This is a genomic window from Carboxylicivirga sediminis (assembly GCF_018156225.1).
Classification (GTDB): domain Bacteria; phylum Bacteroidota; class Bacteroidia; order Bacteroidales; family Marinilabiliaceae; genus Carboxylicivirga; species Carboxylicivirga sediminis.
In genome coordinates this window covers 58,526-84,467 of sequence record NZ_JAGTAR010000017.1, presented here as the reverse complement: position 1 = coordinate 84,467, position 25,942 = coordinate 58,526, and the positions used below count along the sequence as shown (strand labels likewise).

General features: G+C 41.7%; 19 protein-coding genes. 7 read left to right on the top strand and 12 right to left on the bottom strand.

What is annotated here, in order from left to right; genetic code table 11:
• Positions 1-173: 173 nt before the first annotated feature.
• The 7 genes from KDU71_RS12020 (at position 174) to KDU71_RS11990 (ending at position 8,198) form a co-directional block, all read left to right on the top strand.
• On the top strand, positions 174-812 hold the full coding sequence (locus KDU71_RS12020) for a DUF5063 domain-containing protein (RefSeq protein WP_212191254.1): 639 nt from the start codon (positions 174-176) through the stop codon (positions 810-812).
• 18 nt (positions 813-830) lie between these two features.
• Positions 831-1,427, top strand: coding sequence for a 3'-5' exonuclease (locus KDU71_RS12015; protein WP_212191253.1), 597 nt, complete (start codon positions 831-833; stop codon positions 1,425-1,427).
• A 14-nt stretch (positions 1,428-1,441) separates the two neighbouring features.
• A complete protein-coding gene (locus tag KDU71_RS12010; protein ID WP_212191252.1) occupies positions 1,442-2,632 on the top strand; it encodes a class I SAM-dependent rRNA methyltransferase in 1,191 nt (396 codons plus the stop codon).
• A gap of 21 nt (positions 2,633-2,653) precedes the next feature.
• On the top strand, positions 2,654-3,913 hold the full coding sequence (locus KDU71_RS12005) for a DEAD/DEAH box helicase (protein ID WP_212191250.1): 1,260 nt from the start codon (positions 2,654-2,656) through the stop codon (positions 3,911-3,913).
• A gap of 66 nt (positions 3,914-3,979) precedes the next feature.
• Positions 3,980-6,100 carry a Tex family protein gene (locus KDU71_RS12000; protein WP_212191248.1) on the top strand — a complete coding sequence of 707 codons (2,121 nt, stop codon included), beginning with the start codon at positions 3,980-3,982 and terminating at the stop codon, positions 6,098-6,100.
• A gap of 470 nt (positions 6,101-6,570) precedes the next feature.
• Positions 6,571-7,215: a Crp/Fnr family transcriptional regulator gene (locus tag KDU71_RS11995; RefSeq protein ID WP_212191246.1), complete on the top strand. Its 645-nt coding sequence runs from the start codon at positions 6,571-6,573 to the stop codon at positions 7,213-7,215.
• Between the two features lie 278 nt (positions 7,216-7,493).
• Positions 7,494-8,198, top strand: coding sequence for an SOS response-associated peptidase (locus KDU71_RS11990; protein ID WP_212191244.1), 705 nt, complete (start codon positions 7,494-7,496; stop codon positions 8,196-8,198).
• Positions 8,199-8,242: 44 nt separating this feature from the next.
• On the opposite strand, the gene KDU71_RS11985 is transcribed toward KDU71_RS11990, so the two are convergent.
• From KDU71_RS11985 to KDU71_RS11930, 12 genes are all read right to left on the bottom strand, one after another.
• Positions 8,243-8,587 (bottom strand): TM2 domain-containing protein, encoded by a 345-nt coding sequence (locus KDU71_RS11985; protein WP_212191242.1) that lies wholly within the window; start codon positions 8,585-8,587, stop codon positions 8,243-8,245.
• A gap of 5 nt (positions 8,588-8,592) precedes the next feature.
• Positions 8,593-8,898, bottom strand: a complete 306-nt coding sequence (locus tag KDU71_RS23295; RefSeq protein WP_212191240.1) for a DUF2752 domain-containing protein — start codon at positions 8,896-8,898, stop codon at positions 8,593-8,595.
• A 149-nt stretch (positions 8,899-9,047) separates the two neighbouring features.
• Complete coding sequence (locus tag KDU71_RS11975; RefSeq protein WP_212191238.1) at positions 9,048-10,406, bottom strand: peptidylprolyl isomerase; 1,359 nt, start codon at positions 10,404-10,406, stop codon at positions 9,048-9,050.
• Between the two features lie 165 nt (positions 10,407-10,571).
• Positions 10,572-11,432 carry a hypothetical protein gene (locus KDU71_RS11970; protein ID WP_212191236.1) on the bottom strand — a complete coding sequence of 287 codons (861 nt, stop codon included), beginning with the start codon at positions 11,430-11,432 and terminating at the stop codon, positions 10,572-10,574.
• 47 nt (positions 11,433-11,479) lie between these two features.
• On the bottom strand, positions 11,480-13,381 hold the full coding sequence (locus KDU71_RS11965) for a peptidylprolyl isomerase (protein WP_212191229.1): 1,902 nt from the start codon (positions 13,379-13,381) through the stop codon (positions 11,480-11,482).
• Positions 13,382-13,578: 197 nt separating this feature from the next.
• Positions 13,579-14,895, bottom strand: coding sequence for a DUF3472 domain-containing protein (locus tag KDU71_RS11960; protein WP_212191227.1), 1,317 nt, complete (start codon positions 14,893-14,895; stop codon positions 13,579-13,581).
• A 15-nt stretch (positions 14,896-14,910) separates the two neighbouring features.
• Positions 14,911-16,473, bottom strand: coding sequence for a discoidin domain-containing protein (locus KDU71_RS11955; protein ID WP_212191225.1), 1,563 nt, complete (start codon positions 16,471-16,473; stop codon positions 14,911-14,913).
• Positions 16,474-16,586: 113 nt separating this feature from the next.
• Positions 16,587-18,071 (bottom strand): Gfo/Idh/MocA family protein, encoded by a 1,485-nt coding sequence (locus KDU71_RS11950; protein WP_212191223.1) that lies wholly within the window; start codon positions 18,069-18,071, stop codon positions 16,587-16,589.
• Between the two features lie 393 nt (positions 18,072-18,464).
• Positions 18,465-19,940: a RagB/SusD family nutrient uptake outer membrane protein gene (locus KDU71_RS11945; RefSeq protein ID WP_212191220.1), complete on the bottom strand. Its 1,476-nt coding sequence runs from the start codon at positions 19,938-19,940 to the stop codon at positions 18,465-18,467.
• Positions 19,941-19,960: 20 nt separating this feature from the next.
• Positions 19,961-23,203, bottom strand: coding sequence for a SusC/RagA family TonB-linked outer membrane protein (locus KDU71_RS11940; RefSeq protein ID WP_212191219.1), 3,243 nt, complete (start codon positions 23,201-23,203; stop codon positions 19,961-19,963).
• A 144-nt stretch (positions 23,204-23,347) separates the two neighbouring features.
• Positions 23,348-24,331 (bottom strand): FecR family protein, encoded by a 984-nt coding sequence (locus KDU71_RS11935; protein WP_212191217.1) that lies wholly within the window; start codon positions 24,329-24,331, stop codon positions 23,348-23,350.
• 203 nt (positions 24,332-24,534) lie between these two features.
• On the bottom strand, positions 24,535-25,890 hold the full coding sequence (locus KDU71_RS11930; RefSeq protein ID WP_212191216.1) for a DUF3472 domain-containing protein: 1,356 nt from the start codon (positions 25,888-25,890) through the stop codon (positions 24,535-24,537).
• Between the last annotated feature and the right edge of the window lie 52 nt (positions 25,891-25,942).

Below are 25,942 nucleotides of genomic sequence, written 5' to 3'. Positions count from 1 at the left end.
CTGCAGCTTCAAAGATAATCGATCAGCCAGAACACCCTGTGTAACCTACTGTCATTGCCTTTCACAAGCCGTGTGATGTTAATATCTCAACACGCCGGATATAGTCGCTAATTTTTGTTACTTTTGCCACTTATCATATCTACATTGTCTCAACATAAGGGTGATTACTAAGTATGGAAGAAGCATTTGAGCACATCGTTTACTCTAAAAATGTTATTGAATTTGTTACTGTAGCCAAGGAATATTGTGCCTTTTTGGAATCAACAGATGAATACAACAGGCAACAATTTGTAACAGTAGCCACGCGTATTATACCACTTCTATATCTTAAAGCGACGGTATTACCTAAGGTGGAAAGTGAACTGGAAGAGAGCATTGAAAAAACAGTGGATGAAATGACTTACACCAATGTATTAGATGCCTTAACTACTAAACTGGGCCGCTTTAATGATTACCTGGAAGTTTTTACCCCTGAAATGCAACGCAGTGATACCCCGGTTATTTCTTTCATTGCCGAAGATCTGACTGACATTTACCAGGATATTAAAGACTTTATTTCGGCCTATCGATTAGGGGTGACCGAAATAATGAATGATGCACTGGCGGAAGTCGTTGAGAACTTTCAATTGTACTGGGGACAAAAAATGGTCAATACACTCAGAGCCTTACATGCCATACAATATGGAGATGAGGCACTGGATGAGGAAGAGGGTGAAGATACCTTCCAGAGCAATCAACAAAAAGATAACTGGTACAACCGGATGCAACAAGACTGGCAGGATGATAGTGACGAACTGCCCCCATTACTATAATAAAGCCAACTAAGATAAATGGAGAAAACCATTACAAAAGAAGAACTTAATCAATTACCTTTAAAGCACTTTGAAGGCCGTGTTGATGTCATTGAAGACATCAATATCATCGAAGAACTTGTAAAAGAGCTTGAAAAACACGATACAATAGGATTCGATACAGAAACCAAACCCTCTTTTCAGAAAGGGAAAGTGAACCAGGTAGCTCTGCTGCAGCTGGCAACCAATGAAAAAGCCTATCTGTTTCGTTTAAACAAAACAGGATTTCACCCATCACTCGTGCGCCTTTTATCAAACCCACAGATAAAAAAAGTAGGTGTTGGCATCAGAGATGACATTAGAGGCTTAAACAGATTAGTGCCTTTTAAACAAGCTGGATTCATCGAAATTCAGGACCATGTGAAAGGTGTAGGCATTGAAGATACCAGCCTTAAAAAACTGGCGGGACTGGTTCTTAATTTCAGAGTAAGCAAGCGTCAGCGCCTTTCTAACTGGGAGGCACCTCATTTATCCGAAGGTCAAATCCTTTATGCGGCCACCGATGCCTGGGTGGCCATTGAACTATTAAATAAACTACAGGAAGAGTTTCCGCACGCACAGGCGCAAACCATATAATAATTTTAGCACCGATGACTGAACGTCCACAATTAGTTCTTAAACAAGGTAAAGAGCAAAGCTTAAGTCGTTTTCACCCCTGGGTATTTTCAGGAGCTGTAAAAGGCGTAAAAGGACCTGAATTAACAGAAGGAGATATTGTTGAAGTATTAGATAGTGAGGATAATTTCCTGGCTATCGGACATTATATAATTGGCTCAATAGCCGTCAGAATACTAAGTTTTAATCAGGAAGTAATTGATTACGACTTTTGGAAAAACAGAATTCAGAAGGCTTTTGACTTAAGGTGTGCCGTTGGACTGGCCGATAATGCTAATACCAATGCGTTTAGATTAGTGCATGGTGAAGGTGATTATTTGCCCGGTCTTATTATCGATTTTTACAACGGAACGGCAGTGGTGCAAATGCACACCGTTGGCATGTACCTGGTAAAAGACCTGATTGCAAAAGCTCTGCAGGAAGTGCTGGGTGACAGACTTAAATCTGTCTTTAATAAATCAGAAGGCACCATGCCTTATAAAGCCGATGTAGAACCTGTTAATGGCTATATATATGGTAAAAGTTCAGAGAAGATTGCACTTGAAAACGGCTTAAAATTTAAAGTTGATTGGGAACGCGGCCAGAAAACCGGTTTTTTTGTCGACCAGCGCGATAACCGCTCGCTGATAGAGCATTACAGCAGCAACCGTGAAGTTTTAAACATGTTTTGTTATACTGGTGGGTTTTCTTTTTACGCCATGCGTGGTGGCGCAAAGGTGGTTCACTCAGTTGACAGCTCCGAGCGTGCCATACAAATCACCAACGATAACGTTGAACTTAACTTCCCGGGCGATAAACGACACGAAGCTTTTGCGGTGGATGCCTTTAAGTATCTCAACAAAATCAAAAACAAATACGATCTAATCATATTAGATCCTCCGGCATTTGCCAAGCACATCAATGTGGTTAAAAACGCCCTGCAGGGCTATCGTCGACTAAACGCGAAGGCACTTGAGCAAATACGTCCGGGCGGTATCCTCTTTACCTTCTCCTGCTCACAGGTTATCACCAAAGAGCAGTTCAGAACGATGGTGTTTTCGGCAGCAGCCCGAGCCGGTCGAAAGGTTAGAATACTGCAGCAACTGACTCAGCCGGCTGATCACCCGGTTGACATTTACCATCCCGAAGGAGAATATCTAAAAGGACTGGTTGTATATGTAGAATAGTATTATTGTAAAGCGAATACATTGGAATTTAAAGAATTTGGATTTTCGGAAGAGTTGCTTGACGGACTGAACGCCATGCGTTTTGAAAAAGCAACACCGGTGCAGGAACAAACCATCCCGGTTATCAAAGATGGCAAAGACCTGATTGCCTGCGCTCAAACAGGAACCGGAAAAACGGCTGCCTACCTCCTACCTGTACTGGATAAGTTGGTACGCAACGGCCATAACAAAATAAATGCCCTCATTCTGGTTCCAACACGCGAACTGGCCATCCAGATTGATCAGCAGATGGAAGGATTTGGCTACTTTCTGGACATATCATCAACAGCCATATATGGCGGTAATGATTCGGGTGAATGGAACCGGCAAAAAAATGCCCTGACCACTGGTGCTGATATTGTGATTGCCACGCCAGGCAGACTGATTCAGCATTTAACCATGGGCTATGTAAAAATGGATACGCTGCAGCACCTCATTCTGGATGAAGCCGACCGTATGCTCGACATGGGCTTTTTCGATGACATTATGCAAGTGGTTAAATATTTACCCAAAGAAAGGCAAACACTGATGTTTTCGGCTACCATGCCGCCAAAAATCAGGGAGCTGGCCAAAAATATTCTGGTTGAGCCTGATGAAGTGAATATCTCCATCAGCAAACCAGCTGAAGGCATCCTACAGGCCGCCTATATGGTATATGACACGCAAAAGATTCCACTGCTCAACACCCTGCTTAAGGACAAAGACTTACCCAGCATCATCATCTTCTCTTCTACCAAACAAAAAGTGAAGGAGATAGCACGCTCACTTAAAAGCAATGGCTTTAATGCAGAGGCCATCAGCTCAGACCTAGAACAGGCTGAACGCGAAAATGTACTCCGTGAGTTTAAAAATCGCAACATCCAGATATTAGTGGCTACCGATATTATTGCCCGAGGTATTGACATCGAAAAAATTGATCTGGTTATTAACTTTGATGTACCCCGCGATGCAGAGGATTACGTGCACCGTGTAGGGCGAACAGCCAGGGCTCAAACACAAGGAGTGGCCATTACACTGATTAACGACAAAGAGATTCTGGAGTTTCATAAGATTGAGCGCCTGATTGAAACGAATATCTACAAGATTCCGCTTAATCCGGAGCTGGGCGAAGCACCTGTTTATAATCCTGAAGAACTATTAAAGGGTCGCCGAAGAGGCAAAGGTGGCAAAGGAAAACCATCGGGTAACAAACGGAATAATTACAAAAAGAAACCCGGCAAAAAACCCAGGCAGGGCGAATAAGCTTTACTGGCTCTATAAATTATATACCAGCGGATAATTACTCATATTATACTGTCATCTGATTATATGCAATTAACTCAGCTAATAGCAAAGGAACTAAGCCTGCCACTTAAAGGCGTTGAAAACACTGTTACACTGCTTGACGAAGGAGCAACTATTCCCTTCATCAGTCGCTACCGCAAAGAAATGACAGGTAGTTTGGATGAACTACAGGTGGGTGCCATTAAGGAGAGATATGAAAAGCTGCAGGAACTGGAAAAACGTAAAGAAACCATCCTGAAATCGATGGATGAACAGGACGTTTTAACACCAGAACTGGAAGCTAAAATTAAATCATGTTATAATGCCACCGAACTGGAAGACATATACCTGCCATATAAGCCCAAGCGCAAAACCAGAGCCGTGAAAGCCAAAGAAAAAGGACTGGAGCCTCTGGCAAAAATTGTGATGAAGCAATATGAACGTGACATCGAAGCACGAGCTGCCAGCTTTGTCAACGACGAAGTAGCAGATGTGGATGAAGCACTTCAGGGTGCCCGCGACATTATCGCCGAATGGGTAAATGAGCATCAGGTGGCTCGTGAGATTGTACGTTCGGTATTTGATAAAGAAGCCACCATCTGCTCCAAAGTAGTGAAAGGCAAAGAAGAGGAAGGCCTTAAGTACAAGGACTATTTTGATTGGAACGAACCTCTGAAACGCTGTCCTTCGCACCGTTTTATGGCTATGCGCCGTGGCGAGAAGGAAGGTTTCTTAAAACTAACGATAGCACCAGATGCTGAAAATAGCATCCAACGCCTCGATCGTTTCTTTGTAAAGGGCAATACCAGCGCATCAGAACAAGTAGCCGATGCAGTGGCCGACGCCTATAAGCGCCTTTTAGCGCCTTCTATAGAAACTGAATTCACACGACTATTTACTGAAAAATCAGATACAGAAGCCATCCGCGTCTTCTCAGAGAACCTGCGTCAGCTGTTGTTAGCTTCACCACTGGGGCAAAAACGAGTACTGGCACTCGATCCCGGTTATCGGACAGGCTGTAAGGTGGTGTGCCTCGATGCACAAGGTAACCTGCTGGATAATGCCACCATCTATCCGCACCCGCCACAGAACGACTATCCGAAATCGGCACAAACCATTACTGCATTGATTGACAAGTATCAGATAGAAGCAATTGCCATAGGTAACGGTACGGCCTCGCGCGAAACAGAGGCTTTTGCCAAAGGATTACGTCTGAAGCAATCGGTACAGATATTTGTTGTGAGTGAAGATGGCGCCTCGGTGTATTCAGCAGGCAAAGTGGCACGCGAGGAGTTTCCTGATTATGATGTTACTGTGCGTGGAGCCGTTTCCATAGGCCGCCGACTGATGGACCCTTTGGCCGAGTTGGTTAAGATTGATCCTAAATCAATAGGTGTTGGCCAATACCAGCACGATGTGGACCAGACGCAATTGAAGAAATCACTGGACACAGTGGTGGAGTCGTGTGTTAACTCGGTTGGTGTAAATCTGAACACAGCCAGTAAACACCTGCTCACTTATGTATCAGGATTAGGTCCGCAGTTGGCACAAAACATTGTTGATTTCAGAGCCGAAAACGGTGCCTTTGACTCGCGCGATAAGCTGAAGAAGGTACCAAGATTGGGTGCCAAAGCCTTTGAACAGGCAGCTGGCTTCCTGAGGATTCAGAATGCTAAGAACCCTCTCGATAATACAGCCGTTCACCCCGAAGCCTATAAAGTAGTGAAACAGATGGCGGCAGACCTGGGCTGTAAGGTCGATGACCTGGTGAAAGACAAGGCGCTACGCGATAAAATTAAGCTGCAGAACTATGTGAGTGATACTATTGGGCTGCCCACACTTACCGACATCATGAAAGAGCTGGATAAACCCGGACGCGATCCGCGCAGCGAAATCAAAGCCTTTGAGTTTGCAGAAGGCATCTATTCCATCGATGATTTATACGAAGGCATGGTGTTGCCTGGACTAGTGACCAACATCACTAATTTTGGCGCTTTTGTTGATATTGGCGTCAAGCAGGATGGCCTGGTGCATATCTCACAGATGGCCGACCGCTACATCAGTGACCCCAACGAGGTGGTTAAGCTGCAGCAGCAGGTAAAAGTAAAAGTGATGGAAGTGGATCGGGTTCGAAAACGTATTCAGCTCAGCATGAAAAATGCATAAAATAAATTGTTCGGCGATATCTCCAAATGCCTCAGAGATATCGCCGAATCATTTGAAGACACTGCTGAATCATTCAGAGTCCCCTCCAAGGAACTTGGATACATCGCTAAATCATTCGGAAGCACCTCAAAAGAGCTTTAAGATGTTGCTGAATCATTCGGAGATATCCCTGAAAAGTCTGGAGGCACCCCTGAAGCATTCAGAGACACTTCTGAAAAGCATAAAGACCTCGTCGAAGCACTGAGAGTGACTATTGAATAATCCACACAACACACATTCCTCCAATCAGATAAACACTTAACAAGCCGCAGAATCTCCAGTTTTCCGGCCATTTTTTGATTAACCTGTCACCCATTTTAACATTACAGGTGTCTATACAATTACAGCAGGTATAAGCGATGTTATGCAACAATAAATAACAAGGGCCACCGTTTTATACCTGATAATTGTACAACCACAAATGAAGCCAAATGGAAAGAACAATGAAACCAGACAGGCAGGTATTCACTTCATTTGACAAGTGTTCAATGTACCGGACCGGTGAAGTCGTTTATGACGTTAACAGCAAAGCTAAAACCGCCTATTTGGTAAAAAAAGGCATGGTCAAGCTTTTTAGCGTGGGTGCCAAAGGCACTAAGCAAATCATACGCATGGTGCGCGAAGGAGAAATTGTAGGCTACTATTCGCAATTTACCAACGAACCTGAAGTAACGGGTTGTGAATGCATGGTCAACTCGGTATTGTGTGAACTTTCGGAATACAACCTGCAGGAAGCCTTTAAAACAGACAGCAATCTGGCTTTTACGATGCTTCAGAAAGCCTGTTTGGAGATGAAAGAAACCTGCATTTCTATTATGAACATGAGCCAGAAAACCGTTAGAGCGCGGGCGGCCAACATACTGGTTCAGCAACTGGAATTGTTTGAGGTAGAAGAAGGCAATGATTTTCCGGTTCGTATATCGCGCACTGATATGGCCAGCTGGATTGGCACATCGAAAGAGTCGGTAAGTCGCTCGTTGAACGACTTTATGCGCGAAGGCCTCATCGAGATGAATAAGGAAACCATTAAAGTCACCAATCTGAGAGGATTAAAACGCGTTTGCGTTATCAGCTAATGCCTGGCCATGAATAGCTATTACATAGAGTACAAGGCCAGTAAAGATGGTGTTAGAACTATTCACAACGCAACTGCGCAGCTATGCCTAAAATTGAACATTGTCTGTTTTTAGGCGAATTCTATTCTAGCACCGGGTTATACAACCATACAACCCACATGTTTGATGACTGGCAGGTTGTTATGTGTGGGTGTTGTTCTGATTAAAGTAGCTGATATAACCACATTAGCCCCACAACAAATTTATGGACGAGGCTGTTGTAAAACAAAGCATCTAATATGTGTTACACAGCCAAATACCTTATTGAGAAGGCCCTGAAAAGGGCCAGGCACTATGGCATCGCTGAGGACATCAGACGCTATGAAGAAGAGCTGAAAGACTTTAATGATTTGGAAAAAGCATCAGGCTTTTCGCATCCTAAAATTATTATCTACACGAATAAAGAACCCTATCATCCCATCCTCTCACAGTGGGGACTGATTCCTCACTGGATTCGCAACACGGCGCAAGCTCATGACATTTGGAATAAGACACTGAATGCACGTGGAGAGAGCATATTTGAGAAGCCTTCATTTAAGGATGCTGCTCATAGCTGGCGATGTCTTATTCCGGTTGCTGGCTTTTATGAATACCATCATAGAGATAATACAACCATTCCCTATTACATTGCCAGGCAAGACAACGAAGCAATGCTGCTGGCCGGCTTATGGAGTCAATGGATTAATCCCGACAATGGGCAAAGCCACCACACCTGCACCATTGTTACCACACAAGCCAACGAACTAATGGCTCACATTCATAATAATCCCAAGGCCAAAGAGCCGCGCATGCCGCTTATATTACCCGATGGAAAGGAAGAGGATTGGTTACAACTCAAGGACAAAGATGCCCTGACATCCTTATTAATACCATTCCCTGAAGAGCATTTACAGGCTAAGCCGTATCAAATAAAAAAAAGCTCCGATAATCCGGAGCTTTGGTAGTAAACACTATCCCATCAGTTATGCACAACTTATGGTGGATGCTATCAATTGATTAATATTTTGATTTCGCGTGCCACCTGCTGATTATACTCAAACGCGAGGTTTTTGTGGTTAACTAAATCAACAATGGTACCGATAAAACAAAGGCCAGCCGTAAAGAAATACAAAATACCCATGCCGATATGATTAATAAAAAAGCGATGGATACCGGCAAAACCAAAGAATCCCAACAAAGCTGTCAATAGTATGGTCTGCGGGTCTTTACGTCGTCCCCTGTAAATAAGGATAAAGTTTTGCGCTTGTTCCTCATTCAAATCTTTTAACAGGGAATCCAGGAAGATAGCCTCTTCCCCTTCAACTTCTGGTAATAAGGTGTAAATTTTATTCATAGTGTCTATTCTTTTATGGTGAATTTTATATCCTTTCTTAAAATATTAATCGATCGAACAAGCAATATCACAACAGCCAGCAAAGCCAGTGGATGTGCCTGCCATGATTCCAATAGCTGCCCGTGAAATAAATAAGCGATACCATGACCTAAGCCACAGCCCGGACAAAAATCAAAACCAAGATTCTTGAAAATACATAACGTGTAATGCGTTGCCTTGTCAGGTGAGGAAAACGCTAGTGAAACAAGGGCGATTAACCAAAAATAAGCTTCTAAATGGGAGTTTCTATACTTATAGGTTACTCGTTTCACACCTCAACTGTTGCAATAATTCAAATGTAAGCATTTTTTATTTGCAGCCATGAAAATCTGTACTGTTTTTATACACTCTACGGCATAAGGGATAAAAAAACTCCGGTATTGTTTATAATACCGGAGTTATATTTTAACGAATCGAGTACTTATTCCTTTACCCAATTATCATATTCAAAGTCGCAATTCACCCAATTCTTATCAACCGTAATATAGGTTTCCTGCTGCTTGGTTTTAATCCATTTATCCAGCGTTTCCTGTCGCATACTGTTTTCCAGCATCGACTGCAGTAGCTGGTAATCCTCTTTCAAATTAGCCTTGTGCGGTTCCGACTTACGCTTGAGTTTAATCAGCCTGTAGGTTTCCTGTCCTTTACGCTCATCCAGCATAAAGAATGATGGGGAAACTTCCCCTTCCTTCAGGTTTTGTAATTGCTTATTAATCTCTACCGGTATTTGCGCTATCTCAAATTTCGATGTTCCTGTTTGTGGGTTAACCATCTGGCCGCCACTGGTTCTTGAGTCCTTGTCCATTGAGAAGCGCAGAGCAGCTTCTTCAAACGACATGGTTTCATCAGTAATTAAACCTCTGATAGTATCCAGTGTTGCATTCGCTTCTTCGCGCGCTGTTTGATTTACCTTGGGCTTAATCAAAATATGGCGACAGTTAATGCGCTCCCCTTTACGATCGATCAGCTGAATAATATGGAAACCAAATTCCGTTTCTACAATTTTCGATACTTTCTTTTTGTCCTGCAGGTTAAAAGCTACACTGGCAAACTCAGGTACCAGCCCCGAACGGGGCATCCAGCCCAATTCACCACCACGTGTGGCCGAACCTTTATCTTCAGAATATAACACTGCCAAGGTTGCAAAATCACGTCCTTCATTCACCTGCTTCTGGAAGTCACGCAACAGCGCCTTCACCCGGTCAATCTCCTTCTGGTCCACCTTTGGGTGCAACACAATCTGCTGCAACTCAAATTGAGTAGGTACCATGGGCAGACTATCTTTGGGCAGGTTGCGGTAGTAGCCCCTGATATCAGCCGGTGTTACTTTAATCTCTTTGGTGATTTCCTGCTGCATACGTTGGGTCAGCATTTGTGTACGCACCATTTCCATTTGGTCGCGCTTAATTTGCAGCAATGACTTATTAAAATATTCTTCCAGTTTTTCTTTATCTCCAATCTGCTGAATAAAGTAGTTAATACGCTGGTCAACCTGGTTAACCACCTCGTTTTCTCCCACCTCAATACTATCTAGTTTGGCCTGGTTGAGCAGCAATTTACTAATCAGTGCCTGCTCGAAAAGGTGACATTTAAGGTCGCCTGCATAATTGGCTCCTTCCACTAAAGCCTGCTCATACTGGTGCTCTATATCCGATTTAAGAATAGCATTATCACCAACAACAGCAATTACTTCATCAATTACATTAGTTTGTGCCTGAAGGGTTTGGATTGAAAAGAATATTGATAAAATAAACGTGCTTATCTTAATGAATTTCTTCATGTTCGGTAGTTTGTAAAATCTTTTTCGTAATAATCTGTTTTCAGGTGCCGGACACTATTATCTCTCCAATTAACATGGGCATCTGAAAAGGCAATTGCAAACCTACATAATTTTTTGCTGCTATTACCAATAGTTAATAAGTTTTTAGCCCTTCAACAGGTTCTGTTAATAGAAGGTAATGCTCTTATTCTTCAAGGCCTCCTCATACAAGTCCGATTCCAATTGCTTAATAAACTCCAGTCGTTTCTTATTGAGTAAGATGGCCTTTATTTTTCCTTCAACAAACTCTATAGGTGCCAGCTCATTGTTTAGTTTATACTCTTTAATCGACAGGAAATACTGATATAACGAATCGGTTGTATGGTAGTAAGTATTGTTTCTCAGAAAACGTTCCACCCGGCTAATGGGTTCGGGTAGAAACTTATTGATATCATCTATCACCAACCAGTGGTCGAGAAACACCTCGTACTTTTTAGCATTCTGAAAACAGTAGGCTTCCAGCTTAACCAGGTCTTCTGAATCATCGGACCGATACAGCTCGTTTAAACTATTGATATTGGGAGCCGACTGAGGCACAATCACAAACACGCCTTTGATAATCGGATCAGCCAGCTTGAAGTTATCCTCCATATCGCTGTAGTAATTCCTGATTTCGGATGAAGTAATCAGCGGACTGTACTTTTGCTCTAGCAGTTTTTGCTGGTATTGATGAATTAAAAGCGAACGGCGGTACTCTTCCAGCAGCTGAGCCACATCCTTCTCTTCCGGTGTCAGGTTAAGTTCTGCTTTACTAATCAGCAACTCCGAACGAATCCACCGGTTAATATAATCTTGGGCAAATATGGTACTGTCATCTTTCGACAGGCTATTGGGTATTGCCTGGTAAATCATGCCTTTAGTCAGTACCTTTTCGTTAATACGTACCAAAGGATCATCATTAATTGAACTACCTGATTTGTTGCAGGCGGCCATTACCAACACTAATAAAACAGCTGTCAGGCCGGCTGCAGAGTACTTTCCATTCATTTCTATCTGTGTTAAAAGAAAATGTTATGGCTAAAGTATATCATTGTCTAGTCAAAAACAAAAGTGTTGACCTTTGGATTGTATTTTTGTTGAAGCGACTCTATCCATTGCTGCTCCAATTGTTCCTGATAATCAGAAATTACACGTCCACGTATTTCTTCCATTGGCTGAATCCTTTTAGAAACCAAGTGACCATCGCTTAGCAAGTACGGATAATCGGTATTAATAACGGACGTCTTCACTTTCCACATCTGCTTATCCAACTGGGCCTCATCGCCTTTGTAAAACGGGCCTTGTTTCACCAGCAACTCTTCACGCAACGATGGCGCAAGGGAATCTATCTGCACCTCTCCTTTCTTTGCTAATTTTTTAAGCTGCTTATAACCTGCTTTCGTCTTGCAATAGATGATACGCCCATCAAAATGCTCCTCCTGCACATAGCTGTCTTTGTGTGCCTCATAGAATGCAGCCAGCCCCACACTATCGTTTGACGCTTTGTTCCAGACTTCACTCTGGCTGATTTCAAAGATTAACAGGCCATCATGGTACTCACCCATCAGGTATTTAAACTCAGGATATTTTTTTTCCAGGTTGTTTTTCTCTACAGCTATCATCACTTTATCAGTATAACTGTTCCAAAGGTTGGTAAATAACTCCCCGCTCACACCTTGCTCAGACATACGATGAGCAGCCATTTCTTTGGCAAAGTCGGCCGATGAAATTTGACCTCCGGCATAGGACGCCACCAACCAATCATTGGCTTCCAGTGCATCCACCCATCCTTCTGTTTTGCTCTTATTGATTACAAAAGCCTTTAGTTGCTTATAGCCCTTGGCATCAATCGTAAACTGATACTCATTCTTTAATCGGGCGACTGTAGCTTTTTGCCCTGCCAACGACCGCTCATCCTGCTTTATTTTCTGCATTATGTCATCGCGGCATTCTTCCAAAGGCTTTACTGGCCGACTGTCCAGACGCTTTATAATGTGCCAGCCAAACTGTGTCTTAACAGGCGGAGCTATTTGCCCGTTTTCGGTAAGGGCAAAAGCTGCCTCGCTAAACTCAGGCACCATGCGGCCTGTAGTAAACCATGGTAACTTACCATTATTAGGTACTGTTTGTTTATCATCTGAATATTCTGCTACGAGGGCATTAAATGATTCACCGTTTTGCAGCTTCCGATAAATAGAATCAATGGCAATTTTGGCTTGCGTTTGGATGGCTTCACTGGCTTTATATGGGAATGCTTTCATAATATGAGCCACCTGTATTTCTCCTTTATTCTTTCGTTTATCGTGTACTTTTATAAGGTGATAACCAAAGGCCGTTCGCACAATTTCTGATACCCCACCCACTGGCGTATTAAAAGCAGCTTCTTCGAATGGGTAGACCATCATAAATGCCGTAAAATAGCCTAAATGGCCATTACTCTGCTTGGCCGATGGTCCTTCAGAATAGCGCAGTACCATTTCCTCAAAGTCAGCACCCTTGCCTAGTTGCTGTTTAACATCCATAATCTTGTTGTAGGCTTTGAGGGTATCTTCGGGCGTAGGTGATGGCGGCAACTTAATAAGAATATGTGAGGCATCGACTTCATAGCACATGCGCTCATAAGCCTCTTCAACGACTCCTTCAATGGCCTTTTTATCGCTGAGATATGGTTTTGCCAGCTCATCACGATAGTATTGTAATTCTTTTTGGAATGAAGGTACTGTATCGTAGCCCTGAGCAATGGCTTCTTCCACTTTTAGCTTATAATTTACAAAGAGATCGATGTATTCTTTTTTGCTAATAGGCTCTTGCGACAAAGTGTTGTTTTTCTCATAGATGTAATTGAATTCATCAACAGAAAACTGCTTGTCTCCTATAGTTAACAATGTGTTGTCTTGTGCAAAAGCGGCTTGGGTAAAAAGCGCTGATAATAAAATGATATTAACTAAGCGATTCATTATTTGATATACTTTATTAAATAACCTTCATTGAGAACGCATGTAAAAATAGTTTATTGTTGTTCAACCCAAGGTTTATTGTGACTAAATTATATTACTTCTTTCGCTGATTACTCTGCAATAGCAAAATAGAAAATCCCCGATTAACAAAAATGTCAACCAGGGATTATCCACCTTTAGTATGCAATAAAAAAAATCTATGGGAGCTTATCAAAATCAATAGCAGGCTGAACGCCCAAAGCATCGCGTTGGTGATAACTATCGATTGGTGTTGTTTCGTTAAAGAAACCACAGTTTTGCATAAAGAAGACACCCTCTACAACACCACCTGCATAGTCCATACGCGACTCTTTGCGCGCTGTAGCATCGGCTGTAAACTTAGCTTCAGTCATTTCGTACCAATTTCCTTTGGTATCGCGCACCCACTGGTTATTGTAAAAAGCCTTACGACTAATCGCACCAGTTTCTGTATGGAAATTCTCAAGGAATGAATACTGATGAGTTAGCCAGGTTTGGGTTTTTGGCCGCTTAAAGCTGGCAATCAACCGCCAGTCATCCAATTCAGGCCCTTTAAACCAGGCTGAATATTGAGTATAACCGTCGTTGAGGGGTTGTCCCTTCAACAAGAATTGATAGGTATTACCTGTTATCCAGTTATACTTTAAATAGCTTTGTCCACCCGAACCTTCGTTGCCAAATTCGCCGGTTGTAACACCCTCTCCTTTTTTGACAAGAATAATTTTCTCATCATCTGGAATAGAACTTGGATCATCGGTATGATAAGGGCTCCAAACAGAGAACAGCACACGACGCTCGGTTTCAGAATTTACCTGAATTCCAAAATAACCTTCGCCAAAACCATTGGCCATATAGTAAGAGCCAATCACATCTTCTCCTTCAGGCACTGTTATTTCGTTATAGAAATATTCAATATCAGATGCGGCTTCAGGCACTTTATAGCTTAAGTGCACTGATGGGCCACGACGTCCCCAGTAGTATTCTTCATTGACAAAGTACATTTTACCCACTGTGGCTTCCCCCCCAAGTAACACGTCTTTTACCTCTGCAAAAACACCTGCATCTTTGGAAATGCCTTCGAGTTCCACAAAATGATAGCCAGGTTCATCAATGCTGAAAGTGCCCACAAAATGCGTTGTTAATGCATCACTCTGTACCTCAGCCTCTTTTGTTGTACCATTAACGGTGCACTTAATTACTGACAAACCACCTTCTGTTTTGGCATTCAGGCCAACATGCAACTCCCCGGCTTTGGGCAGTTTAAAGTAAATACGAAATTTATCAGATGGATTGTCCCAGCTTTTAATCCCATCTTCACTAATAAAGTTGGAGCCGTTAAAGGGATTGTCAACCACCCAGGTATTGCCACCTGCAGGCACTCGAACGCTCATTTCGGGCACCTCGCCGGTTTTCAGCTTTTGTTTTGTATTACTACCGTTGCAGCTTAGAAAAACTACAGTCAATAATATCAGAATAAAACTACAGATTGTTTTCATACGTTTATATTGTCATTAAAAACACATTATTTCAGCCATAGCAGCAAACTGCTGACCATCAAAGGCTGATTTTGCAATTACTTTAAAATATCTATAAGTACCCGGTTGATTCAGTTCAATATGATGCGCTGTATTAATGTTCTTCAATACAAAACTTCCTTGACTCTCCCAATTTTCCATATCATTACTTAGCAATATTTCAATATCCTTTACTTTGCGCATACCGTCGCGCTGCACAAATGTAAATCCGCTAATTGTCTGACTTTGTCCCATATCAATGGTTAAGTAATGCGGGTACGAAGCTGCATTAGTTGACCAGCGTGAGTGCCAAAAAGTAGAATGATCACCATCAAGCACATTAGTCGCCTGTTCGCCTGCTTCTTCAGAACTGAAATCGACTATGCTCCACCCTTGCCTGTCGAGGTAATCCTTATCGCCAAACTCAATAAGCAGATTGTCGTCCTTAAATGTGTAAGTGTATGAATAGGTAGAAATAGCTCCATTCTGATGACAGAAGCGCAAACGCAAAACATATGGCGTGTTTCCACGCTGAAAAAGCTCATTAACAGGCATACTAACACTAAAGGTATTGCCTTCATCCATTGCCACACTCCAGCTCACTGCGTCATAATCGGCATTATCTGTAGCCGGGTCATTATAAAAGCACACTTGATTAACAGGCACATCACATTCAATACTACCTGAGACCTTCAATTCTGAGTTTTCGTATTTGGCCTGTATATCAGTAACCTTTAATGATACCTCTGAATAAAAATTAGTGGATTCGTCAGTACTGACTACCTGGCAGTTATTTAATATAGCACAGCTAGCCCTGGTTAAATATGTAGGATACTTACCGTAGGTATAGTTTCCGCTTCCCATTAAAGCAGTACCTTGTTCAGGATTCTTATCGGCTGATACAGTTTGTTTATTATGAGGTAAATTAAGTGCATGGCCCAACTCATGCAAAAGCCCACCTATGTATGTTGTAGCACGTTGTCCGCGTTCATCTTCATCTTTCAGATAAGCTACATCCATTTCGTTGTAATCGAGTGCAAAACAATAGCGTCCATAACCGTAGTAAGGAATATCTCTTTGACCCGGATCCGGGTTATCTACAGGCATTAACACCAAAGTGTGGTCACTGTCTTTTTCATCAGGATGACTAGCAAAATAGGTCTCCAGTTCCTCAATTATTTTTGTGCCGCCTCCTTCGGATGGATAATGACTAGTGGCATACTTACCGTTAACAAGGGTTATTTTAACACGTGCCTGCTCCTCATCTACTTTCAAATGAACGGTTTTGTTGCCAAATCCATAGGCCTTCATATGTTTCAATATAAAATCCTGTCCATGTAAAAGAATTTCACTTAAACGGCGATGCCACTCCTGGCGTTCACTAATATCATTAGGAACAAAATAAACTACATTCAAATTGTATTTAGCCGAAGATGTGTAATTATAGCTGACTGGTTCTTCAGGTTTTTCAGGTTCTGGTTGTGGTTGCGGAGTATCTGATGAGCATGCCACAAGGGCCATCATTACCACAACACTTAATAAGTAGGTAAATGTTTTCATAGATTTATCTGGATGGGTTATTGAAAATCGATAGAAATTAGGATGACGCATAACTGCATCATCCTAATATAAGTACAGATGGTCAAAAATCGCAATTTCTGACAGATTGAAGTTTAAACAGACAACTGATTATTAGAATCTGCCTTCTTCAGGTTTCTTACTCCTGTTGTACCACCACCTTTCAGTGTTAATTCAACAGGTTTGTTTGTTTTCCACTTACCACGTGTAAAGTCAGGAATATCAATAGGCTTCGAACCATTTAAAATAGACCATTCACTTAATGGTGTGATACAACTCCAGGCTGCAGCATCGTATACATCCATATCCATTGGCAGACCATTACGCAAGCAGTCGATTAAACGCCAGTCCATCATAAAGTCCATACCTCCATGACCACCTACCTGCTTGGCCATCTCTCCAATACGCCTTACAATTTCAGGTGTATATTTTTCCTGTAGCTCTTTCATCTTGGCATCATCGGCCTTGCTATGTCCAAAAGCAATGTGCTGCAACGGCCATTTTTGTGCAAAACACTTGGTACCACTCAGCATATGAATACGTGAATAAGGACGAGGAGAACTGATATCGTGCTGAATCATGATGGTACGACCTTTTACCGTTCGAATCATCTGCATATCCATGTTACCACGCATTTCTTTACCAATGAACTGCTGCAAATCAGGTCTGTCTGGAGCCAACTCTTTGATACGGTGCTTTAACGTGAAATCATCCGACATCATAGCTGTCAGGTAATCCATTCTATCACCACGGTTAATATCCATGGCCTGACAAATAGGTCCTAAACCATGCGTTGGATACACATTGGCTTTGCGAGTATTCTCGTGTAAACGCCATAGCTTGTCGTAAGCACCATCACCACGTGGTTTATCATCTTGTGGCTTGTTAAAGTGCCAGTAATCCAAATCGTGAATATAAGCTCCTTCGCCATGCACCAAATCACCAAAAGCACCCTGACGAGCCATATTCAATGTCAACAGTTCGAAGAAATCGTAGCAACAGTTCTCCAAAATCACACAGTGTTTTTTGGTTTGCTCCGATACTTCCACCATTTCCCAGCACTCGTCCATGGTTTTAGCCGTGGACACCTCCACAGCAGCGTGACTACCACCGCGCATTGCAGCCAGGGCAACAGGCACGTGCCATTCCCATGGCGTAGCAATATATACCAAATCAACCAGGCCACTATCGCATAACGCTTTAAAAGCCATATCGCTACCTGTAAATTCTTTCGCCTTTGGCAACCCCGCTTTAGCCAATGAAGCCTGAGCTCCATCAATAGCCGCCTGACGCGTATCGCAAAGAGCAGTTACTTCAACTCCCTCGATGAAACCCATACGATCAACTGCACCAATACCTCTATCACCTATACCAACAAAACCTACGCGTACTTTATCTAGCTTTGGTGCGGCATATCCACACATATTGAATTCCATCTTTGGTACACGCTCAGCATTCTCGCGTATATACGCAACAGCTTCTTTCTCGTTTGAACGCGTGTTACAACTTGCCAATGGAGCTGCTGCTGCAACACCTGCACCCATCGCCATATTCCTTAAAAAAGATCTTCTTGATGTCATATTACTAGTTTTTAGTCATCTTCAAAATTGACATAAACGACGCGGAAACAGGTGTAAATTTTAAGCAAATAAGGGTACAAATCTTTAATATCAATAGATGAGAGCTTTAAGGCAGTTAAATAATCCAATCTACGGATATATGAGCGAAAGAAAAGAACTCACCTCCTCCTTTACAAATCAACACACACCCTTGATTTTATGATATTTAGAGACAAGGAGGGTATTTTCATCAAAAAGGTATAAATTTCCGGCATCAAACAGCTTATAATCCAAATAACCAATTAATTGACGAACGCAACAAAGATTATAATGCAATTCAGGAAAGCTGACTAAATGATTTCAACAATAAGCGCCTTAATAAAACTAACCTATCTCAGCAGTATCTTAATTTCATTATGGATTTTGAACCAGGTTATCCTGCACAATCATTTGTGATTCGGGAATAAAAAATACGACTCTTAGATGTTCTGGAGAAATGAGTAGCGTTTCAAAATCATTCTCGTGCACTCCACTATAACGTCGATCCAATGTCAGACCATTCCTGAATATATCCCAACGTCGGTGAGCTTCAAAAGCCAACTCAAGACGGCGCTCTTCCAGCACAACTTCCAAAACACTTTCTCTTCCTTTTAGATCATCAATCGTATATAGCTGTTGAGCAGAAAGACCAGCGCGCTCCCTAAGTAAATTCACATCATCCAGTGCGGCCTGAGCATGGCCTGCACGGGCATTCCCTTCGGCACGGTTCAGATACATTTCGGCAAGACGAATATATACGGGCGAACTAAGTGTTGGGTATCCTTCCTGTAGAGAAAATTTATTGATATAGTATTTGGGATAGCCATTACGTTTCTGTAAAGTAACGCCATCCTGCTCATACTGTGGTTCTATAAATGAGTGACGTACATCTTCCACATTCTGGCCCAAAAGCTCACGATAAGGCTCTGAAGCGAACATCTCAGCCCAACCCTGCTGATTCACGTAATTATACATGGAACCTATGGAACTCCAACCTCTATCATCAATATCCGGAAGGTGCTTTACTGCGAAAATTGTTTCAATATTTTCTTCCGGAGCTAATTGAAAATAAGTCTTATAAACCTCTGTATTAAGCAGGTGAAATATTTCAGAATCAATCACCTTTGTGGCATATTCAACCGCCATTAAGGCATGCTCTTTATTGGGATTCTCAATGCTCCCTGACATGTATAAGTAAACCCTTGATAAAAGCGCCTGAGCCGCTTCCTTTGTAGCGTAGATATTAGGTTTGCGGCTAGTCATGAGCTGTTCAGCCTCCTTCAAATCTGATATAACCTGCTGATAAACTTCCTCAACACTTGAACGATGCGGGATATTTTCAAGGTTATCATCTAACTTTAGCGGTATTCCCAGATTATTTTCAGGATCTTGATAGTATGGTCTGCCAAAGGTATTGCACAGGTGAAAGAAGGTTAGCGCCCGTAGAAACAAGTTTTCACCTTTTAACTCACGCTGTTGAGCTGATGCTGTTTTTGTGTTGACATTCAATATCACTTTGTTGCAACCAACCACCAACTGATAGGCCTTTTCCCAGAAATTGGTTGTACTGGACATAGCCGGAAAATGCTGGTAGTTATAACAATAAAACAAATGATCCGTGGTGGTTCCGCTCAGTGAAATATTATCACCACCATACTCGCCAAAAAAATGAAAGTTGCGCTGATAATACGAGTCCTTCAAGTAGTTATAATTACCAACTGTAATTCCTTTTATCCCATGGTCACTGTCAATAAGTTCAGATTCGGGCAGTCCCTCATAAGGCTCTAAATCCAGGTTACAAGCCTGTAATAAAACTAAGCCAATTACCAGTACAATCATATTCTTACCCATAATACTCACCTTTGTCTGCATTAAAAACTAATATCAACTCCCAGCATAAACTTACGCGTCACCGGATACAATGCTTCGGAATAACCTTCAATACCAACTTCCGGATCCATACCTGAAAAGTTAGCCCATGTCCATAAGTTAGCGCCAGACACACTCAACTCTGCCGTTTTCAAGCCTATCCGATTGATATACTTTTCGGGTAACTTATAACGTAACACTAATTGCCGCAAACGTATATAGCTCCCATCTTCAACGTAACGTGACGAACTCTTATTGGATAATCTGTTGCCCTGAAACACAGGTTTGGGATGAGTGGCCTCATCACCGGGCTTTTCCCATCGCTTCCAACCCGAATGCAGTTTCATGGAGTTATAGCTAGGATAAGCTCCGTCATTATCAAACAATTCGCGGTAACTATTATAAATCTGATTGCCATAGACGAAATTGAAATCAGCAACCATACTCAAACGTTTATAGCGTAATGTATTAGAAAAGCCTCCGAAAAACTCCGGTGAAGTACTTCCAACGGGCTGCATCGTGGCATCGCTATAATTATTGGTGATTTCTATTATCTCCTCTCCATTCTCGTTGATGACGACCTTCTCCCATAAAGGATCTCCATTTTCGGGATTCACACCAACCCACTTGCGCAGATATAAGGTATTCATATCCCAACCTTCATGAATTATTTTATTACCGATAAATATTTCTTCACCTTCATTTAGTTCTATCACTTTATTCTTATTAAAGCTAACATTAAAATTGGCTCTCCATTCAAAAGACCTTCCCTCAGCAATACTACCTTCCATAAGAATGTCTATTCCTCTGTTTTGAATAGAGCCTACATTGTCGGTGTACCAGTAGAAGCCACTCACAAGGGGCATTGGTATATCCTGTATAAGATTCGCAGTTTTCTTACTGTAAATATCCAGGGTCAGGTTTAATCGACGAAATAAACCAGCATCAATGGCAAAGTTTGCATTATAATTTGATTCCCATGTTAGATCAGGGTTTGATAAGCGTCTGGGGTGACCTCCAGGTTCGCCATTGTACTGCACGTTATTCATATTATATACCCCATAAGCCACATATTCATTGATATTAGCATTACCCACCGAGCCATAACTCGCTCTGATTCGCAGATGATCAATGAAACCGGCAGCACTCATAAATTTCTCACGGTGTAGTGCCCATGCTAAACCAACAGAGTAGAAATTTCCGAAGCGATTATTTTTGCCAAAACGAGATGAACCATCACTTCTAAATGAAGCATTCATCATATATTTTTGATCGTAGTTATACTGAAAATTGCACAGGCCAGATAAAAATGCCGATTCTGATTTGGTCCCATTCAGCCACATGGGCACCGAGGTATTATTCAAGGTCTCAAGATCGAAATACACACCTCTGCCTGCTCCATTCATATTATTGAAGTATGATTTTGAATACTCATAAGCAGCCAATCCGAACAGGTGATGTTTCTCCTGTTCAATATTGAAACGGAAGATATTACTGGTTGAAAAGTAATGTCGTTGAGCATAATGATTTTCAATAGAACCATTATTAGCAATACCAGCAGAAGTGCGTGCATCAACAATGCTCTCATATCGGCTGTGTGTGTTATGCAGTCGATTTGCGGAAGAGAAATTCAACCAGTCAGTCAGCTTAAGTTCCAGTTTAAGGTCTGACATGTATTGGTAATTTTTGCTTTGCGTATAATTATATTGCTGATTATATAACGGATTCAATTGATAACGACTATACCACTCTAAGCTGGAGTCATCGCTGGTAATCAATTTAATACTTCCATCTTCGTGATAAGGGTTATCCCATGGTAACATCAGGTATGAATAGTGAAGCATACCGTTTTCTTTATTGAATCGATCCTGAAACACTCCGCTTAGGCGGGCCTCCATCTTTACTTTTTCTGACACCTGGTAGTCAAAGTTAATTCGCCCGGAAATCTTATTCCACTCATGCCCAATAACAGCACCCTTTTCTTCGAAATATCCCAGGTTGGCATAAATAAGCACTCCCTTTCGGCCGCCTTCATATGACAAATTATAATCTTGTACAACACCAGTTTTTGATACAATATCTAGCCAATTGGTACTTTTAAGAACATTATCAGAATCAGGATCTGGCATGGTAAATTGGTTTTGATCATTTACAAAACCAATGGTATAATCATATAACTCCTTCCCGTTCATCATCTGAAAACGCCCTTGGTTGAGCTGGGTAATACCCACATTGGAGTTAAAAGTAAAGGCATTATGCCCAGACTTTCCAACCTTTGTTTCAACCATAATGATGCCATTTGAAGCCCTGGAACCGTACAGTGCTGTAGCAGCAGCATCTTTCAATACAGAAACCGACTCTATATCGGTTGGATTAATATCCGGCGAAGAGTGCCCATAAATTATACCATCAATCACCCACAGAGGCTCGTTGGAATAGTTGAACGAACCTTCGCCATGGATACGCATTTTAGGCTTTTCACCCGGCATACCTGACGAATTAATCACCAACAATCCGGGTGCAACTCCTTGCACCAAATTGGCCACCTGAGGCACACCTGCATTCTCAACTTTTTGCATATTGATGGAATGTACAGCCCCAGTGACAGTCATGGCCGCCTGCCGACCATAAGCTACAACAATCACCTCATCAATCAATTTATTTTTGGGCGACATCACGACCTGAATATCATCTTTGCCCTGATAGTCAAAACGAATTGTATTCATGCCAACAAAAGAAAATATCAATTCAGCAACCGGACGATCCAGTTCAATTTTAAACTGTCCTTCCATATTCGTAATTGTACCTCGCGTTGTGCCTAACACCCCAATGGCAACGCCAATGAGCGGCTGCCCTTGTTCATCAATAACCCTCCCTTGTGCTATATATTCACGACCTTTAAATGCCTGTAGCTCATAGGGTGAAAGTACAATTTGCCTGTCATGAATGACGTAATTAACTTTTTGGTTACTGAAAATAAGAGGAATAACCTGATCAATTCCAGCATTGGAGACTTGTATATCAATCTTACGCTCCACATCAATCAGGTTGTTGTTGTAGAGGAAGAAATAACCATTCATTCTTTCAATTTTCCGCAATACATCCTTAATGGAAACACCTTTTTCATCCAGGTGAATCCCATTTTCCTGCGCACACAGATCAGGTGCTAGAGAGGCATTGACCAACAATATGATTGTCAACAATAAGCTTCTCCAAACTGACACTTTTTTTTCTATATATCTCATCGGAAATAACCGGTTGTTTCTATTTTTTCATATTTTTGCCTTTAGCTTAAATTAACATTTATTTTACCTGATTAACATTTGGGTATTAGTTGCAAAACAGAGGAGTGCGTCACCACTCCTCTGCTTTTTTTATTATTTTCCAGTTTATTTTATCGAAGACAGTACCACCTTACGCTTTGTGTAGTTTCCGTCTGGCATTTGTACAGCAGCCTCTATCTTGAAAGCTATACCTGAGGTACTACATAACAAACTTAAAGCCTGGTTGAGTGTTTCTTTAGTAAAAGTAGCAGTAAAGTGAAAGTCTTTGAGTGCTTCATCCGCAATAACTGTTTCCACATTATACCACTTATCCAGCTTTTGCATCACTGTTTCGATGTCATCTCCCAAAAATACTAAACGGCCGTCCTTCCACTCGCTATACCTTTCAAGGTCCTTTACATGAGCCACATTTAAACTTCTTGATTCACGATCAAACGTTACCAATTCATTGGGTTTCATAGTAAGTAACGCTTTCTTAGAGTCGGATTTAGCATTAAACAGGCTAACTTTTCCCTCCTCTAAAGCAACACTCAATTTATCATATTCAGGCCAAGCTGTGACATTAAAAGAAGTTCCCAAAACTTTAACATCCAACTCATCGGCATTAACAATAAAAGGCACCTCAGCATTATGTGCTACCTTAAAAAAAGCTTCACCTAACAATTCAACCCTTCTTTCAGTCATATTGTCAAAAGAAACCGGAAATCGAAGTTTACTATCGGAGTTGAGCCATACAACAGTTCCGTCGGCCAGGGTAACATTGGTTTGAACACCAAAGGCGGTTGCGATTTCCTGATAAACGGCTTCTTCAGCTTCAGATCTCGTCCAGAAATGTAAAACAGTTGAGATAGCAATAGAAATAACCAATATGGCTGCAATTTGCTGTAAACGATTCAACCAAATTTGCTTATTGGAATTGAAGTTCATCCGACTTTTGGTAGCGGCAAGAGACGTGTCTACATCAATCTCATCAGATAAAGCAAGTTTTTCTGAACGCTTCCACAATTCGGAGTAAGCAGAATACTCATCTTTATTATGCTCTGAATCAGCTAACCATTGATCCAGACGCGACTGTTCTTCTTTATTCAAATTGTTGGATAAAGATTTTATAATAAGATGATCTGTATCCTTCTTAAAATCCATCAGCACTATTACATTGTTTGTTTCTTATCTGTAAGACGGTTCCAGGGGCCCTACACCCTATAACAAAGGTGTGAAATAAACCAAAATAATACGATATTTCAAGAAGAAATCATATTTTTTAGTTTATTTCACTTTTCCTGTCCTATTTACTAATTCAATGGGAGCGCGTCAAAATCGATAACGGGTGCAGTGCCACCTGCAGGACGATTATGAACAACATCCAACGTAGAAACTTCACTGAAAAACCCACAGTTTTTAAGGTAAAAACCATCATCACCAGCCACATAGCCTCCGGCATAATCCATACGGGCTTTATCACGCGCTGTGGCATCAGCTGTAAATTTGGCACTTGTTACCTCATACCATTTGCCAGTTGTATCATAAACCCACTGATTACCATAAAAAGCCATGCGCCCCAGCGGGCCAGTTGCCGTATTAAAATTCTCAAGAAAAGAATATAAGTTGGTTAAATAGGTTGAAGTTTCTGGTCGACTCCAGTGCGCAATGAAATACCACTTCTCATCTTTCGAATCAAAAAAGTAAGCTTTGTACTCTGTTTTATTATCGGCTGCTGGTTCACCTCTCAGCAGAAAACCATACTTACGACCAACTTCCCAATTATGTACCATGTAGCTTTGGCCTCCGGAACCCTCATTGCCAAAATCGTTGGTAATTGTCAGCTCCCCTTTAGAGATTAGCTTCACTCTCTGATCTTCAGGAATACTGTTGGGATCATCGGTGTGGTATGGGCTCCAAACAGAAAATAGCACACGTCTTTCGGTGCTTGAATTCACCTGCATTCCAAAATACCCCTGTCCAAAGCCATTGGCCATGTAGTATGAGCCTATCACATCATTGCCTTCCGGCACCTGCACCTCACTATAAAACCACTGCACATCGCTCGCTTCTGTTGGCACCTGATACCCTAGATGTACTGAAGGCCCGCGGCGTCCCCAGTAAAAATAATCTTCATTAGAAAAGTTAACGCCTGCACTGGTAGCATCCCCCCCCAGGGCAATATGGTCAAGTTCAGCAAATTGAACATCCACTTTTTTTATCCCCTTTAAGTCGAGGTGATAATACCCGGCAGATGCCACCTCATAAGAACCAATATAAACCACTCCTGTATATGAATCTTTCATGGTAACCTCTTTTGATTCCCCCTGAAAAGTTGCTTCAATTGTAGAAGTCCCGGAAACTACCTTTCCTTTAATGCCAATATGTACTGTGCCTGCCTTCTCGAGATGAAAATAAGTACGTAAAACCGATTGAGTTGATGACCAGCTATTACCTTTAAAATCTTTCGAGTGCATTTGAGCTGTCCCCACGTTTGTTAGAAACCAACTATTTCCTTCTGCAGGAACTTGAGTCAACATTTTCGGAGGTTCTTTTGTCTCCGGTTGAGGATCGGTATCTTCATCTCCATTAGCTCCATCGCAAGAAATAATAAAGCTCGCCAGGAAAATGGATAAAATAAACGCAATGAATTGTTTTGAATATTGCATATGTCTTTATTTTTTAGAAAAAGAGACTTTACCTGGCATGATTATACCTGGC